Raw genomic sequence first — 15,218 nt, forward strand, 5'->3', positions numbered from 1 at the left:
AAACAATCGTTTTTTCATGCGTTTGTCCTGCTTTTCCCCATCAGAAATCTCATCAAGGGCTAACCGTTTCCCAGACCAAGTCATACCAGACTTCTTCTGCATATTGCGAACTCGACACCCCTTCGTTGATAAAGCCATGCCGCTCATAATAGGCAATCAAGTAATCATGACAGGTCAGATTAATCCCTAACCGACCGTCTCTTGTCGCAACTGCCTTCATGGCATTAATCAAGGCTTTCCCTATTCCCGATCCTTGGGAAGTTGGAGAAATCGAGAGACTCGTGATGGAAATATAGCCTCCTACCTGCTCACTCGTATCGATGACACTTACAGTAAAGGACAAATCCTTGAGATGACGTTCCCGTTGAACAGGTCCTTCCAGGTAACCGAGGAGCTCGTTGCCCTCTTCTGCCACTAAGAAACTCGTTTTACAATGTTTAAGATGAGCTTCTAGAACCTCTTGACTCATGGCCTCCTCTAGGCTAAAGTTTTCGCGTTCAATCGCTACTATAGCCGCTAGATCCTCTATTCTTGCCTGTCTAATCTTCATCGTGCCTCCTCAAAGGATGATGCCATACCATGGTCACTTGGAAAGTTTTTTCATCCATCTGCTCTTCAAAGCCATTCATCGCAAAATACTGCTCCTGTCCTCTCGGATGCAGCCAAATTCCATCCCAGTTCCTATCTAGGGCTTGCTCTTTCAAGGCTGCTAGGCACAGAGTCCCAATCCCTTGTCGCTGATAACGTGGTAAAACTCCCAAACACTCAAGGCGGAAATGGTTATCTGAGACCTGCCCAAAAAGAAAAGCAACATGTTCCCCATTCAAATTGAATAGAAATCCAAGCTTTCCAGCTATATCTGCATCTAGCAAGGCAGTCTCAGCAAAAATCAAGCTATACAAACGCTTGATTTCTTCCCAATCTGCTACTTCTTGGATAGTCCACGGCTTATTGGACATTGCTGGTTAAATTTGCAAGGAGTTGCTCAAAGGAATATTCATAGGTTTGAATATCTCCCGCCCCCATAAAGACATAGACGGCATCCGTATGCTCTAGCAGAGGAGATACATTGTCAACTGTAATGACTTGATTTTTCTTGATAATCTTCTCGGCCAAGTCTTCAACCTTAACATCTCCATGATCTACTTCACGGGCAGAGCCATAAATCTGCGCCAAGTAAACCGCATCTGCCTGATTCAAAGCTGCTGCAAACTCATCTAGCAAGGCAATGGTGCGTGTGAAGGTATGGGGTTGGAAAATACCAATGATTTCCTTACTAGGATATTTTTGACGAGCCGCATCCAATGTTGCGATGATTTCCGTTGGATGATGGGCAAAATCATCAATAATCGTGGTTCCATTGACAATCTTCTCTGTAAAACGGCGTTTCACTCCTGCAAAGCTCACTAAATGCTCTCTCACTAGATCTAGGTCAAATCCTGACACATGAAGCAAACCAATGACAGCCGTTGCATTCATGACATTGTGGCGACCAAAGGTCGGAATTTTAAATTCTCCCAACTCTTGACCACGGAAAGAGACTTTAAAGCTAGAGCCTGTCGTAGAGCGTAATAAATCATAGGCAACTAGGTCATTGCCCTCTTCAAAGCCATAGTAGTAAATCGGAGCTTGAGCAGTAATTTTTCTAAGCTCCTCATCCTCCCCATAGAGGAATAGCCCCTTTGTAACCTGCTTGGCATAGTCGTCAAACGCATGAAAAACATCTTCCAGACTTGTGAAATAATCCGGATGATCAAAATCCACATTGGTAATAATCGAATACTCTGGATGATAGGGCATGAAGTGACGCTCGTATTCATCAGACTCAAAGACGAAATATTTTGCTTGACTAGAGCCGCGTCCCGTCCCGTCTCCAATTAAATAACTGGTATCGGTGATGTTGGACAAGACATGAGATAGCAGACCCGTTGTTGAGGTTTTCCCGTGGGCACCCGCCACTCCAAAACTGATAAAGTCACGCATGAACTCTCCTAAAAATTCATGGTAGCGACGGTAAGGAATGCCTGCCTTGTCCGCATAAGCAATCTCTACGTTATTGTCCGGACGAAAGGCATTGCCTGCAATCAATTCCACTTCTGCTGTAATATTTTTTTCATCAAAGGGAAGAATTGGAATCTCTGCTAGTTCAAGACCACGCTGGGTAAAATAATATTTCTCCACATCGCTCCCTTGAACCTTGTAGCCCATTTGGTGCAACATCAAAGCAAGGGCACTCATACCTGAGCCCTTAATTCCAATAAAATGATAGGTTTTTGTCATCATGTCTCCTTATTTCTTCTCAAAACGGGTCAGATTAAGCTCTTGAGCCCTTGCTTGTTGCCGTTTTTCCTGCTTGGTTTCTGGATTATAAATCTGACTTTTTTTCAAAAAATCATAGTTACTTTGCTTATTTGAGGAAGTCTTTTCTACTGGTACTTCTTCTACATCCGAAAGTTCCGCCAAAATATACTGCTTTTGGCTTAATTTTTGCCCATATTTCGCAAATTCCCCAGGCTTTTCCTTTTGAAAATGGGCTGTCGGTTGAACCTGTGCAGTTTTTTTAGTGCTACGACTAGCAAAACCATGGGACTTACTCGTCACATTGCTGGTTAGATAAGCAGCTGACCGTTTTTTCTTTAAATCTTCACGCGCTTTTTCTCGTGCTAATTCTCCGTAAGTTTTCTCTCTTTGAGGATTCGTTTCTTGATTATGAGCTTGCGATGGTGCCATCTTCCCTTCAGCAATCGGTTCCCACTCTAAATAATTGCGATCCACATAGTCTCCTAGGATATTACTAATAAAATCTTGTTCATCATAGAGATTCATAAAAGGCATCTCCGTCAGCATAATATCCTCATCTGCTACTATTGGAAAAGTTCTTTCTCTCATACGTCCAATTCCTTTCAACACTTCATTATAACCTATTGCACCATTTTTTCAAGTTATTCAGCTGAAATTCCCAAAATTTCTCGAATTTCTGCCACGCTAAGGCTCCCTCTTGATTCGGTTCCGTCTAAAATCGTAGAGACCAGGTGGCGTTTGTTTTCTTGCAATTCCTGGATTTTCTCTTCAATTGTCCCTTGGGTAATCATGCGATAGACTTCGACATTGCGCTCCTGCCCCATCCGATGGGCACGGCCAATAGCTTGGGCTTCGACTGCTGGATTCCACCACAAATCCACCAAGATAACGGTGTCTGCCCCTGTCAGGTTTAGCCCTACGCCACCTGCTTTTAAGGAAATCAAAAACGCATCCTTATCGCCATTGTTAAAGGCTGTAGTCATCTCTTGACGCTCCTTGGCTGGAGTTGAACCAGTGATTTTAAAGGAAGACATGCCCAGTGTTTGCAGTTCTTGCTCGATAATGTCTAGCATGCCTCTAAATTGTGAGAAAATCAATACACGGTGATTGCCATCTTGCAGCTGCTCCAGTAGCTGCCGTAAGCTTTCTAATTTCCCACTTTCGCCATCGTAATCCTCCAAAAAGAGCGACGGTGTGTCACAAATCTGACGCAGACGCATTAAACCAGACAAGATTTCCATTTTGCTACGATTGAGCTCCTCATCTGTCGCTAACATCACTTTCTCCTGCATCTGCTTGAGTTGAGCTAGATAAATGGCTTTTTGGCTATCGGCCAATTCATTTCGATAAACCACTTCAATCAAATCTGGTAATTCTTGCAGCACATCTTCTTTCTTACGACGCATAACAAAGGGCTGGATAAATCGAGCCACTTGTTCTGCTGGCAATTTCAAAAATTCTTTTTTAGTCGGCAAGAGACCTGGTAACACAATCTGAAAAATCGACCATAGTTCACCCAAATGATTTTCAATCGGCGTCCCTGAAAGGGCAAATGTCGTCCCCACATCAAAGGAGCGCAGGTGCTGAGCAATCTTTGTCTGAGCATTTTTCATAACCTGAGCTTCATCTAAAAAGAGGTAGTGAAAGCTAATCTTGCTATATTCCTCCACATCTTGTCTAAAGGAAGCGTAGCTTGTTATCACCACTTGATGATTTTCAGCAATGAGATTGTCCCGGAGAGGTTTTAAGCCATAAACCACTGCCACGTCCACCTGAGGTGCAAATTTTCTAAATTCATCCGCCCAGTTATAAATCAGACTGGATGGTGCTAAAATCAAGACCTTGGTGTCCTCTTTTAACTGACTGGTTAAAAAACTGATGGTCTGAAGGGTCTTTCCCAACCCCATATCGTCTGCTAAAATTCCTCCAAATCCATAGTGATGAAGCATGTTCATCCATTTGACACCCGTCTCTTGGTAGTCTCGCAACTCTGCTTTTACACAAAGTGTAGGCAGAGAAAATTCCTCTGGATGGGTTAAATCATGAGCTAGACTTTTAAATTCCGCTGAAAATTGAACCTTGTCCTGACCTTGAAATAATTCAGAGAGCTGATACGCGGCAATTCGGTGTGTCTGTAAGACGCCATCCTGATTTTTCTTGGCTCGTAAATTTTGGAGGGTTTGACTGATTTTCTTGGTTTCCTCATCAAAAATCAGGACCTTGCCCGAGCGACTGACAAAGAAATTCTGCGACTGAAACAGAGCTTCTAAAGCCTCATCGACCTCCCCCTTATCAATCCTGTCAAAATCAAAGCCAATATCCAGCAAACTGCCGTTTGTTGTCACGGTAATCGTTGGTCTTTCAACCTGATACAGGGCTGAAAAATCGTCTGTTAGCTCAACTTCTCCCAACTCTTCAAACAATGGCAGTATTTCGTGGAAAAACGGATAGACTTCCTTTGCTTCTAAGGAAGGACGTTGGCTCAAAAACTGACCTTCAAATCCTGCTAAACGAGCCTGTTCAAAGACCCTTTGCTCCAGATGAAAATCACTCGCAAACGGCAAGTCCTCCAACTCTTTCTGGCTACGCACTACAACGTCTCCATAATCAAAAGAAATAGCAAGCGACAGACGATGTTCGTTTCCGATATCAAAGAAAAAGCGAGGCTTGAAGGATTGAATTAAGAGATTTTGCGGAGCAGTAACCTTCCCTATCTTTCGAAATTCTACTAGACTGGCTGCAAGCTTGGCTTGGTCTGCTGGGTCAAATTGCAAGCGTTTTTTCCCATCCTCATCCGTCTGTAATTCTCTAAGAAGCTTGACCATGTGCACTTGTTCAGGATTGAGCTGGTAAAAGCCATTTTCATAAAATAAAAACTGGTCCTCATAAAAGAACTTGACTTTTTCTTCTGACATGCTCAATTCAAAGTAGGATGAATAAGCTTCTACCTCAAACTGATAAATACCTGAGTCTTCATGCAGGTCTTGGAAGGTCAGCCATTCATAATCATAGACACTGTATTCTAAATGAAACTGCGTCAAATTCATCAGAAGCGTCACCCCCTCTTCAAACAAACTCGCAGGGAAATAGAGGTGCCGCCCAGCATTGGCAAAGATAAATTCATCATCTGACAAGAGACCTCTTAAAAAGCCCAGCAAATCACGGCTTGCCTCATCAAACATGGCTAAGCGAAGCGGCTCATAATAATTTTTCCCAATCTGGTAGTGCCCTTCCTTCTCCAAAACTCCTAAAAAAGCCCTGATGTCACGGATAACATAGGAACGTTCATCTGGCAAACGACTGATGCGTACTGTCCACAAAAAGGTTCCTGAGTAGCTATCCTCATGCCCCACCGCTGATAACTGATAGAGCTCCTCAGCTGGCTCAGGTAAAATCTTATCCAAAAATAAGCTCCCGAAAGACACCTTGGTATGGGTTTCTTCGCTATCAGATACCTCGCTAGCTAAACTTTCAAGCAAGACCTTGCCTTCCTCGTTATTTTTCAGAAAATATTCCAAACCTGCTAAGTGCGCACAATAGCCCTTCTTTTGAAATAAATCACAGGCACAAAAAATAGCCTCGTCTTCTAAACTATACCGCAGTTGCTGATCCTCAACACGACTATAAATCAGCTGTTCCTTCACTTCTACGATATCAATTTTTCCACCCTCATAGAGCGCAATCCCTTCGGTACGAATTTTCCCTGGAATTAATTTTGCCATAACTACCACCTTTTATCAATCTTCTCATTATACCATACCTTAGACGAAAAAGAAAAAAATCTTGAAGCAATGAAAAGATTGATGTCTTCTTATCAAATAAACAAAAAATGATCCTGTCCTTCCTGGAAAGAAGAACAAAATCATCTGTTTATCATTCGATTTTCCTGATAAAACGATCGTTATAAAGGCAAGGTCATAAGATTTGTATGTGATGTTGGATACGTATAGGCAACGCAGTCTAGCTCATCTACTGCCTTAAATCCTAAGGATTCGTAGAAAGCCATTGTCTTTTCTTCTCTGCCTGTCAAGAGATGCAGTTGGTAAATAGTAGGATAGCTGGCTAAAAGCATTTCCATCAGCCTTCGTCCAATACCCCTTCGTTGATAGTCTGATAAGACTAGAATATCTTGCACAAAGAGAATGGAAGCAGCATCTCCCACAGCTCGTAACAAGCCTACGAGCTTTTCTTGATCAAAGGCTGCAATAACTAGTAGGCTGTTTGCTAAGGCCTGTTCTAACATCTGGGGTTGTTGGGTATAATTGGTCCATTCAACCGCCCTGTACAATTCAAGAACAGCTGTTATATCCAATTTTGCTTGTTTCACATAGGTAATCATCCTCTTCTCCTTTTCTTTTATAGGATTTTAGAAAGAACATGCTGTATCCAAATTCCTGATCCCCATAGGAACCTCCTTATTTACTGGTATATAATAGCCGTTTTTATTTGCTATACTACGAAACTACGAGCCATTTGGCAAAATAATCGTCTCTAGCAATTCTTCTTCCTCTCTAATTCGACGCCACAAAGTGATAGTATAAAAAGGTGCAAGAAATAGTGCTGTTAGCCATGAGTGACATAGGAGGGTTAGACCGACTAGTTCCGGAATAATATTCAGATAGTAATTAGGGTGTTTGATGATGCGAAAGAGCATGTGGTCATTATAAGTATGTCCCTTAGCAATCATTAACTTCACTGTCCAAATCTCTCCCAAGATAGACTGTACAAGATACAACATACACATGGAAAATACAAGTAATCCAATCCCGATTATCCCAATAAAATCTAAACGGATATGTTGGACGAAAGCCATTATGATACTAAAAAGATAAAATAAAATATGTAGAAGAGTTAAATATTTAGTATTTTTAACTCCATATTCTCTTCCACCATTCTTCAAAATCATTCGTTCATGCTGAACAGAAATCTTTAAAAACCATAGTCGTAATAAAAATACAACGACAACAATGCTAATAACCACTATATCTTCTCCTTATGTTAATAGATTATGCCTTTTATTATAAAAAACAAAGATTATAGGGTCAATAGCTTCCGTATATTTTACACCTTGCAGAGATGAACCTTAGATAGTCTATAGTTTTCCTACTCCACACCCTTAGTGATGGGGCATTTTATAGCCTTTATATCCACAATACATACTCCAAACAATCGCTGAAATTGTAAAGACAATCAAAACCACGATAGATACGATTGGTTCAAAAAATAGACTAAGGAGAAGAGCGACTGCGCCTCCTATAAATAGATAGGCTGTTTTCTTACGATCTGCTAGTGTCTGAGAAGCAGTCGTAGTCGCTACATCTTTTGGCATGTAATTCCCCATAATCAGATACACTCCTGCTAAGAAAGCGACGACTAGGCGGCGAATATCTAGTTCATTTCCTAAATTCACCAGTAGAATACTGGTCGTTACAAGTGTCATAACGATAGGCATCACCCATTTCCCTACCTTAACAACAGGAACCTGACCATTTTTAGTGACATCAAGAGCGATGCACAAGAAAACATGAAAGAGAAAGGCTAGTAAAGGTATAAAAATCAACGACATCCATTTGCTACTTGTTTGATTTGCAACGTTATCCGCTCCAAAATGAGTATGAAGTACAGCTGGTAGTTGTCCATAGTAAAGGGAGACAAGAACCAATGGTATCAAGAAAAGAGAGCTTGTCACCAACAGTAGTTTCCAATCAATTTTTTTCATCTTTTTCTCCTCCAAAGCTAGCAATCCAAACTAGCACTTCTTCAAATACAGTGTAATTCAGCCGATAATAAATAAAATTTTTCTGCTTTTCTTCTAAAATTAAGCCCGCCTTTTTCAAGACAGATAGATGATGTGAGACTGTTGCACCACTCAAGTGAAAGAGTTCTACAATCTCACCAGCCGACTTGGGACCTGCCTTTAGGCTATCTAAAATCTGCCTCCGAATGGGCGCCGAAATCGCCTTTAATGTTTCTGATAAACCCATATTGTCTCCTTTCATATTCTATTTAGAAATATTTCTAAATAGAATATTACTCCTTTTGCAGTGCATTGTCAAGAGTTATTTAGAAAAAATTCGAAATAGTTTCAAAAAAGAAAACCAGCTCCAACTATTTCAGCTGAAACTGGTTCGATTATTTCCTTCATAGGTCTACTTGTTACTTGAATAGCAGACTGACTAAATCTTGAGCTTTGCTGAACCTGAAGAACAGTCGCTAAAGAAATCCACTAATTTGTTAAAATAAACTGGTTCACTGGACATCTAAAGAAATCTGCCGGATTAACCTCGCTTTCGAATGTCTAGGCTCGGGCTAAAATAATCCACTGGATTATTTTACTTATCTCCCTTATTGCGGATGACGAAGCCTGTCTTTTTCTCGCTAGAGATGCGTTTGCGTGGTTTTTTATTGTCTTTTCCAAAGCGGTCGCGGTCATTAGAGCGGCGTTTTTCCTTGTAATCTCTGCGGCCACCAGAACGACGGTCATCTCCACGGCGGTTGTTTGACGATCTACCGCCTTTACCAGACGACTTGCCTCGTCCTCCGCCCTTATCACCTGGGACATACTTAAATGGCAATGGTTTTTCACGCGCAATTTCTACTTCTGGCATGGATTCAGGATCTTGTACCGTCAAGCTCAAGATGTACATCGCCAATTCTTCTGGTGAAAATTCGCTGGCTAATTTGATTGCATCCTTCCCAAATTTATCAAAGTTTTTGCGAATGCTTTCATCGGCAAAATCACGTTCGATTTTCTTCAGTGCAATCTTTTTCTTAGCTTGGAAGGCTTCTTCTGCTGTCGCAGGTTTCATGCCTGTCATGCGTTTTTTGGTCAAATCTTCAATAATCTTGAGATAGCCCATTTCATTTGGCGATACAAAGGTAATGGATTGACCAGATTTTCCAGCACGACCTGTCCGGCCGATACGGTGAACATAGCTTTCTGGGTCCTGCGGAATATCATAGTTATAGACATGCGTCACGCCTGAAATATCTAAACCACGAGCTGCAACATCCGTTGCAACAAGGACATCAAGACCGCCCGTTTTGAAATCACGCAGAACACGGAGCCGCTTGCTTTGATCCAAGTCGCCATGAATTCCTTCTGCACGAAAACCTCTGATTTTCAATCCACGGGTCAATTCATCCACACGCCGCTTGGTCCGACCAAATACAATCGACAATTCTGGCTGATCGACATCCATGAGACGAGTCATGGTATCAAATTTTTCCTGCTCTTTGACACGAACATAGTATTGATCCACTAATTCCGTGGTCAATTCTTTGGCTTCAATCTGAATATGCTCAGGATTTTTCATAAATTGAACGCCAATTCGCTTGATCGGAGCTGGCATAGTCGCTGAAAAGAGAAGGGTTTGGCGTTCTTCTGGAACACGAGAAATAATAGATTCAATATCTTCCAAGAAGCCCATGTTGAGCATTTCATCTGCTTCATCAAGGATAAGGGTTTCCACATGATTGAGTTTCAAGGCCTTGCGTTTAATTAAATCAAGAAGACGACCTGGCGTTCCAACGACAATGTGCGCACCTGTTTTCAGTGCCTTGATTTGTTTTTCAATACTCGAACCACCGTAGACTGAGCGTACTTTGACCCCCTTACCTCGTCCAAAACGAAAGAGCTCTTCCTGACTTTGAACTGCTAATTCGCGCGTTGGTGCAATCACTAAGGCTTGCACAATCAGCTCATCTGTGCGAATTTTTTCAAGAGTTGGCAAACCAAAGGCAGCTGTTTTTCCTGTTCCTGTCTGTGCTTGACCGATAACATCCCTTCCCTCAAGGGCAAGGGGAATGGTCTTCTCTTGAATGGGGCTGGCTTCCACAAACCCTGCTGTTTCAATTTCTGCTAGCAAGTCAGCAGATAACTGTAATTCATTAAATTTCATCTATCCTTCTTTCTAAGAGAGTGGAGTTATCTTTGTCGTTTCGCCTCCGCAAGGTTGTCGAAAGTCTATGACAAACTCGACATTACTGCGCTCAAATACTTTTTTATAAAAGGATTTGAAGAGGCCAAACAGATATTCCACTCTAAACACCAATGGGACAGTAGCCCTCGTCTAAAAAAGAAAACTGTCTACGTAGGACAGGTTTTTTAGACATCACTCTGGTGCAAGAAGTGGAGCTTTTTTCCCAATATTTACAATCTTGTTGCATTGCAACTTCTCTAGTATAACACAAATCTCAGAAATAGATAGCTTTTTATCCTTTTATTTCAAAGAGATTTCGTTTTCAAACTTTTGACAGAAGAAAAAGGATGTAGTATAATGCCAAAAAAAGAGAAAGAAGAAGGTCTATGAAACGTCAAAAAACAAGAAAAAAGAAGGGAAAATTCCTTCGTACAATTCTCATCATTTCAGCCCTACTCCTTACGGCCAGCATTTTTCTCTACCAAAATGGTCGTATCGCTGGACAATGGCATAGCCCAAATCTAGAACAAATCGCTCGTCAGAAAATCCAAGAAGAGCTGAACAAGCAAGTGGAAGGACTTGGAACAGAACTTGACCTTACCACTCTATTAAAGCAACAGCAAGTCATCTTAGAAGTCAAAGACGATAGAGCGACTCTCAAGCTCACTGCTACTTTGGACAAAGAAGCCCTCCTTGCTAGCATAGGAATTTCAGCGGATTCTTTTCTTGCAGAAACCTTGACTGCGACTCTCGAGCAGGCCATGACCACCACCCTGCAAAACCAAGGAATTCACTACGATAGCGCCAAAGGAACCCTTTCCACCACACTCTTTGAAGGGCAGCTCAATCCCCTTTTTCATATCATCACGATTGAAACCATCACTACCGCTCCTTGGACAGGCTTAGAAACCACTGGCCTCAAAGAGGGCAGCGTCATTCCTTACTGGCGTTCTGGCTCTACCATTTCCTTTGCTGGAAATCATGACTATCGCTTCAACAAACTTCCCTAACCTCTCAAAAAGAGTTGAGCCACCATGCCCAACTCTTTTTCCTATGATTGTTTATTGGCTGCCCATTTCAAGAGCTCTGCCAAGACTCCCCACAAGACAATGCTAATAATGACGATATACATCCAAGCATGGTCATTTTCCATCCATGGCAATGGCACATTCATGCCAAAGAAACCTGTAATCACGGCTAATACCGCTAATAAAATCGAGATAATCGTTAGCAAGGTCAAGTTATCGTTTAAATTATTATTCAAAACATTATTGTAGGAGCTAGACAGCTGTTGCAGGACTTGTGAGACCAAGTCTGTCATCGCAACCAACTGACGAGCTTCAATCATGGCATCTTCAAACTGTTCGGTTTCTACCTCATCAAATGCGCGATAAATAGCATGTCCTTTGATGTGTTCTAACAGCATGAGATTTTGCTTAGCAGCTGCCAACAAATAGACCGTACTGGTTTCTAAGTCCGATAAGGCAAACAAGTGCTTTTTCGTTGTCTTTTGGCGTAAAAGACTGTTAATCTCATCCTTGGTCTTATCCATTCTTTCGATAATCGGATAATAGGAATGACTAATCAACTCAATACTGGCAAAGAGAAATTTATAGACAGAAATAGAGTCATGACGCTCTAGATAGTCCATCATATTGTTTACCACATAAGCATTGTCTTCGTCCGTAATCGTAATCAAACGATTTTTTTGTACGATGAAGGTCATAGGAATGGTTTCATAATAGTCCTTTTCTCGCTCCACATCAAGAACATTATAGATAAAAACAACCGTTCCATCTTCACGATTGTAATCCATGTGCGCTCGCTCATGTTTATCAAGGGCGTATTCAATCGTTTCTCGATCAATGTCGTATTTCTGATAATCATCAGGAACTCGCGCGAAAGTAGCCGCATCGAGATTAATCCAAGACATCCCATTTTTCAAATTTTTTTCAATAAACATCTCTGTTCTCTCTCCTAGGAAGTTGGGTTGCTTTTCTTCGCCAATGCTAATAAAGCATCGAGCGTTCGGCTGATAATGACAATCATCACCAGCGTATAGAAGGTCTTGAGCCAACCAATTTTAAGTGCCAAAGGCAGCAAGACCAAAATATCTATGGCGAGAATAACCTTAGCAACCTTCCACCCCCAATATTTTTCACATAAAAGAGCGATGATGTCACTCCCTGCCGTTGTCCCTTGACCCAGCAACACCATGGCCAAGGAAATCCCCGTCAATATCCCTGCTGGAAACATAGCAATATAGGGAACTTGATAAAGTCCTTGAAGGGATTTCGTCCCTTCCAAGGACAAAGACATCATGACAATGGATAAGAGGGTATATATCACGCGCTTCTTATCCAAAAATGTATAGGCTAACACCAACAAAACAGCATTAAAGATAAAACTGGTCAGCCCAACACTCCACCCAAAAACATAGTAGAGAAGCAGAGTCAACCCTGTAATTCCCCCTTCTCCAAATTCATTGGGAATCACAAAAAGATTGATATTGATGCCAAACAGAATGGAGCCTAGAATAACCAAGGCTGTATTTTTGAGTTCTTCTTTTCTCATCATCCTTATCTTAACCTAGCACCGCTTCGGCAAGAGCCTGCTGAATGGCAATAACACTTTTATCACTCTTAAATTGCAGAGTTTCAGCAGGTTCTACACCAGATGAAATCCAGATTTTCAACTCAGCATCCAGGTCAAAATGCCCAGATGTTTCAACTTCAAAACGAGAAATGGAACGATAGGGAATAGATTTATAGGACGTTTTCTTTCCGGTCATTCCTTGTTTGTCTACCAAAATCAAGCGCTTATCGGTAAAAACGATTAAATCACGAATTAGGCTAAAGGCTTCATTTACCTGTTCTGTCGGTAATAAAACCGCCTCTAGTTGTGCTTCTACTCTTGCTGCATCCGTTTGACCAGCATTCCCCATTAAACCAGATAATAGTCCCATTTTAAGCCTTCTTTCTTACATCTTTTCTTCTAGTACCACATCTGGATACTTGTCCGCAAACCAACGGAGGGCAAAGTCATTTTCAAAGAGGAATACAGGATGGTCAAAGCGATCCTTGGCAAGAATATTACGGCTAGACGACATCCGCTCATCCAGCTGTTCTTCCGAAATCCAACGCACCGTCTTTTTCCCCATTGGAGTCATCACAACTTCTGCATTGTATTCATTTTCCATGCGGTGTTTAAAAACTTCAAACTGGAGCTGACCAACGGCCCCCAGCATATACTCGCCTGTCTGATAATTGGTGTAAAGCTGAATGGCCCCCTCTTGCACCAACTGTTCAATTCCCTTGTGGAAGGATTTTTGTTTCATCACATTTTTGGCAAAAACTTTCATGAAAATTTCAGGAGTAAAGGTTGGCAGGGGTTCAAATTCAAACTTGTTTTTTCCAACCGTTAGCGTATCACCAACTTGGTAGGTTCCTGTATCATAGACCCCAATAATATCACCTGCTACTGCATTTTCAACATTCTCCCGTGCCTCAGCCATAAACTGGGTGACATTAGACAGCTTAGCTTTCTTTCCTGTACGAGTAAGATTGACATCCATCCCACGCTCAAATTCACCAGAAACAATGCGGACAAAAGCAATTCGGTCGCGATGACGAGGATCCATGTTGGCTTGGATTTTAAAAACAAAACCAGAGAAGTCATTAGATAAGGGCTCGACTATCTCACCGTCCGTTTTCAAATGCCCATGCGGTTCTGGTGCGAATTGCAAGAAGGTTTCAAGGAAGGTTTGCACCCCAAAATTCGTTAGGGCCGAGCCAAAGAAAACCGGTGTTAGCTTTCCTTCTAAAATAGCACTTTCTGAAAATTCATTTCCCGCTTCGCTCAAAAGTTCAATGTCCTCTAAGACTTGAGCATAGAAAGGATTGCTTCCAAAGAGCGCTTCTCCCTCATCAAAACTGGCAAAGCGTTCCTCACTACGATAGAGTTCTAACCGCTTGTTATGCAAGTCATACAAGCCCTCAAACGATTTTCCCATACCAATTGGCCAATTCATTGGAAAACTTGCAATCCCAAGAACTTCTTCCAATTCTTCCAAGAGATCAAGTGGCTCACGACCGTCACGGTCCAATTTATTGATAAAGGTAAAAACTGGGATATTACGGTGTTTTACGACTTCAAATAATTTCTTAGTCTGAGCCTCGATCCCCTTTGCGGAGTCAATCACCATGACCGCCGCATCAACTGCCATCAGCGTCCGATAAGTATCTTCTGAGAAGTCCTCGTGTCCTGGGGTATCTAAGATATTAACCCGCTTGCCATCGTAGTCAAACTGCATCACAGAAGAAGTCACTGAAATTCCCCGCTGTTTCTCAATATCCATCCAGTCAGACTTAGCAAAATTTCCTGTCTTTTTTCCCTTAACCGTACCAGCTTCACGAATTTCCCCACCGAAGTAGAGCAACTGCTCTGTAATCGTTGTTTTCCCCGCATCCGGGTGGGAAATAATGGCAAAGGTACGGCGTTTTTTTATCTCATCTTGTAATGTCATCTTTTTTTCTCCTTATCATCCTTGTATCTACCTGCGTTTCTCACTTCCTACATTGGATGTCTCCTTTTCTCTAACCCATCTAGTATAGCTAATTTCAAGGATTTTTTCAATCATTTCAGCACACTTCTCACGACAAACGCATGAAGAAAATTTTTCAGAATTATTTCTAAAATGTGATTTTTTATTCTGAATTATTGAAAACCAAAACTCGTAATTGCCGAAAGCGAAACTTTCATGTAGTATTAAAGGATGAAAAACTAGAGAATTTCTCGAAAATCCTTCGGATTTTTTGTAAAATAAGGTTATCAAAGTGGGCATTTTGGCGTTTTCACAACTTTTTCAACGAATGATTTTCTTCATGCATTTGTCGTGCCGATTTCTATTCACTCAGTACCTTCATTTCTTAAAATTTCAACCAATCGGCTCAATGTTCATAGAAGAACGAATAGTCACTACTTTTCATATATTAT

General features: G+C 41.5%; 15 protein-coding genes. 1 reads left to right on the forward strand and 14 read right to left on the reverse strand.

The features are described 5' to 3' along the window. Positions 1-52: 52 nt before the first annotated feature. From BFM96_RS10450 to BFM96_RS10495, 10 genes are all read right to left on the reverse strand, one after another. Complete coding sequence (locus BFM96_RS10450) at positions 53-550, reverse strand: GNAT family N-acetyltransferase (protein WP_068993951.1); 498 nt, start codon at positions 548-550, stop codon at positions 53-55. After that, positions 540-959, reverse strand: a complete 420-nt coding sequence (locus tag BFM96_RS10455; protein ID WP_068993954.1) for a GNAT family N-acetyltransferase — start codon at positions 957-959, stop codon at positions 540-542. Before BFM96_RS10455 ends, BFM96_RS10450 begins: the two co-directional genes overlap by 11 nt. Continuing rightward, positions 949-2,280 (reverse strand): UDP-N-acetylmuramate--L-alanine ligase, encoded by a 1,332-nt coding sequence (gene murC, locus BFM96_RS10460; protein ID WP_068993957.1) that lies wholly within the window; start codon positions 2,278-2,280, stop codon positions 949-951. Before murC ends, BFM96_RS10455 begins: the two co-directional genes overlap by 11 nt. 9 nt (positions 2,281-2,289) lie before the next feature. Further along, the gene (locus tag BFM96_RS10465) at positions 2,290-2,889 is read right to left on the reverse strand and encodes a cystathionine gamma-synthase (RefSeq protein WP_068993959.1); all 600 of its coding nucleotides are present in this window, start codon (positions 2,887-2,889) and stop codon (positions 2,290-2,292) included. Positions 2,890-2,942: 53 nt separating this feature from the next. Beyond that, positions 2,943-6,023 carry a DEAD/DEAH box helicase gene (locus tag BFM96_RS10470; RefSeq protein ID WP_068993962.1) on the reverse strand — a complete coding sequence of 1,027 codons (3,081 nt, stop codon included), beginning with the start codon at positions 6,021-6,023 and terminating at the stop codon, positions 2,943-2,945. Positions 6,024-6,202: 179 nt separating this feature from the next. Next, a complete protein-coding gene (locus BFM96_RS10475) occupies positions 6,203-6,640 on the reverse strand; it encodes a GNAT family N-acetyltransferase (protein ID WP_068993965.1) in 438 nt (145 codons plus the stop codon). A gap of 123 nt (positions 6,641-6,763) precedes the next feature. After that, a complete protein-coding gene (locus BFM96_RS10480) occupies positions 6,764-7,282 on the reverse strand; it encodes an isoprenylcysteine carboxylmethyltransferase family protein (RefSeq protein ID WP_068993968.1) in 519 nt (172 codons plus the stop codon). Positions 7,283-7,417: 135 nt separating this feature from the next. After that, on the reverse strand, positions 7,418-8,020 hold the full coding sequence (locus BFM96_RS10485) for a DUF1648 domain-containing protein (RefSeq protein ID WP_068993971.1): 603 nt from the start codon (positions 8,018-8,020) through the stop codon (positions 7,418-7,420). Continuing rightward, positions 8,007-8,285 (reverse strand): autorepressor SdpR family transcription factor, encoded by a 279-nt coding sequence (locus BFM96_RS10490; RefSeq protein ID WP_068993974.1) that lies wholly within the window; start codon positions 8,283-8,285, stop codon positions 8,007-8,009. Before BFM96_RS10490 ends, BFM96_RS10485 begins: the two co-directional genes overlap by 14 nt. Positions 8,286-8,633: 348 nt before the next feature. Further along, the gene (locus BFM96_RS10495) at positions 8,634-10,202 is read right to left on the reverse strand and encodes a DEAD/DEAH box helicase (protein ID WP_068993977.1); all 1,569 of its coding nucleotides are present in this window, start codon (positions 10,200-10,202) and stop codon (positions 8,634-8,636) included. A 407-nt stretch (positions 10,203-10,609) separates the two neighbouring features. Here BFM96_RS10495 and BFM96_RS10500 point away from each other — a divergent pair, with 407 nt between their 5' ends. Next, positions 10,610-11,233 carry a hypothetical protein gene (locus BFM96_RS10500; RefSeq protein WP_068993979.1) on the forward strand — a complete coding sequence of 208 codons (624 nt, stop codon included), beginning with the start codon at positions 10,610-10,612 and terminating at the stop codon, positions 11,231-11,233. A gap of 41 nt (positions 11,234-11,274) precedes the next feature. Here BFM96_RS10500 and BFM96_RS10505 read toward each other — a convergent pair whose 3' ends face one another. The 4 genes from BFM96_RS10505 to BFM96_RS10520 are packed head-to-tail and all read right to left on the reverse strand — an operon-like array spanning position 11,275 to position 14,748. After that, entirely contained in the window at positions 11,275-12,186 is a 912-nt protein-coding gene (locus tag BFM96_RS10505; protein ID WP_068993982.1) for a magnesium transporter CorA family protein, read from the reverse strand. Between the two features lie 14 nt (positions 12,187-12,200). After that, positions 12,201-12,797: a YitT family protein gene (locus BFM96_RS10510; RefSeq protein ID WP_068994331.1), complete on the reverse strand. Its 597-nt coding sequence runs from the start codon at positions 12,795-12,797 to the stop codon at positions 12,201-12,203. A 10-nt stretch (positions 12,798-12,807) separates the two neighbouring features. Continuing rightward, positions 12,808-13,188, reverse strand: coding sequence for a PH domain-containing protein (locus BFM96_RS10515; RefSeq protein ID WP_068993985.1), 381 nt, complete (start codon positions 13,186-13,188; stop codon positions 12,808-12,810). A 15-nt stretch (positions 13,189-13,203) separates the two neighbouring features. Beyond that, entirely contained in the window at positions 13,204-14,748 is a 1,545-nt protein-coding gene (locus BFM96_RS10520; protein WP_068993988.1) for a peptide chain release factor 3, read from the reverse strand. Positions 14,749-15,218: the final 470 nt, after the last annotated feature.

It is taken from the genome of Streptococcus himalayensis, assembly GCF_001708305.1.
In the GTDB taxonomy this organism is placed as follows: domain Bacteria; phylum Bacillota; class Bacilli; order Lactobacillales; family Streptococcaceae; genus Streptococcus; species Streptococcus himalayensis.

Coding starts and splice junctions, on each gene's coding strand:
- BFM96_RS10450 (WP_068993951.1), bottom strand. CDS start 550: ATGAAGATTAGACAGGCAAGAATAGAGGATCTAGCGGCTATAGTAGCG.
- BFM96_RS10455 (WP_068993954.1), bottom strand. CDS start 959: ATGTCCAATAAGCCGTGGACTATCCAAGAAGTAGCAGATTGGGAAGAA.
- murC (WP_068993957.1), bottom strand. CDS start 2,280: ATGACAAAAACCTATCATTTTATTGGAATTAAGGGCTCAGGTATGAGT.
- BFM96_RS10465 (WP_068993959.1), bottom strand. CDS start 2,889: ATGAGAGAAAGAACTTTTCCAATAGTAGCAGATGAGGATATTATGCTG.
- BFM96_RS10470 (WP_068993962.1), bottom strand. CDS start 6,023: ATGGCAAAATTAATTCCAGGGAAAATTCGTACCGAAGGGATTGCGCTC.
- BFM96_RS10475 (WP_068993965.1), bottom strand. CDS start 6,640: ATGATTACCTATGTGAAACAAGCAAAATTGGATATAACAGCTGTTCTT.
- BFM96_RS10485 (WP_068993971.1), bottom strand. CDS start 8,020: ATGAAAAAAATTGATTGGAAACTACTGTTGGTGACAAGCTCTCTTTTC.
- BFM96_RS10490 (WP_068993974.1), bottom strand. CDS start 8,285: ATGGGTTTATCAGAAACATTAAAGGCGATTTCGGCGCCCATTCGGAGG.
- BFM96_RS10495 (WP_068993977.1), bottom strand. CDS start 10,202: ATGAAATTTAATGAATTACAGTTATCTGCTGACTTGCTAGCAGAAATT.
- BFM96_RS10500 (WP_068993979.1), top strand. CDS start 10,610: ATGAAACGTCAAAAAACAAGAAAAAAGAAGGGAAAATTCCTTCGTACA.
- BFM96_RS10505 (WP_068993982.1), bottom strand. CDS start 12,186: ATGTTTATTGAAAAAAATTTGAAAAATGGGATGTCTTGGATTAATCTC.
- BFM96_RS10510 (WP_068994331.1), bottom strand. CDS start 12,797: ATGAGAAAAGAAGAACTCAAAAATACAGCCTTGGTTATTCTAGGCTCC.
- BFM96_RS10515 (WP_068993985.1), bottom strand. CDS start 13,188: ATGGGACTATTATCTGGTTTAATGGGGAATGCTGGTCAAACGGATGCA.
- BFM96_RS10520 (WP_068993988.1), bottom strand. CDS start 14,748: ATGACATTACAAGATGAGATAAAAAAACGCCGTACCTTTGCCATTATT.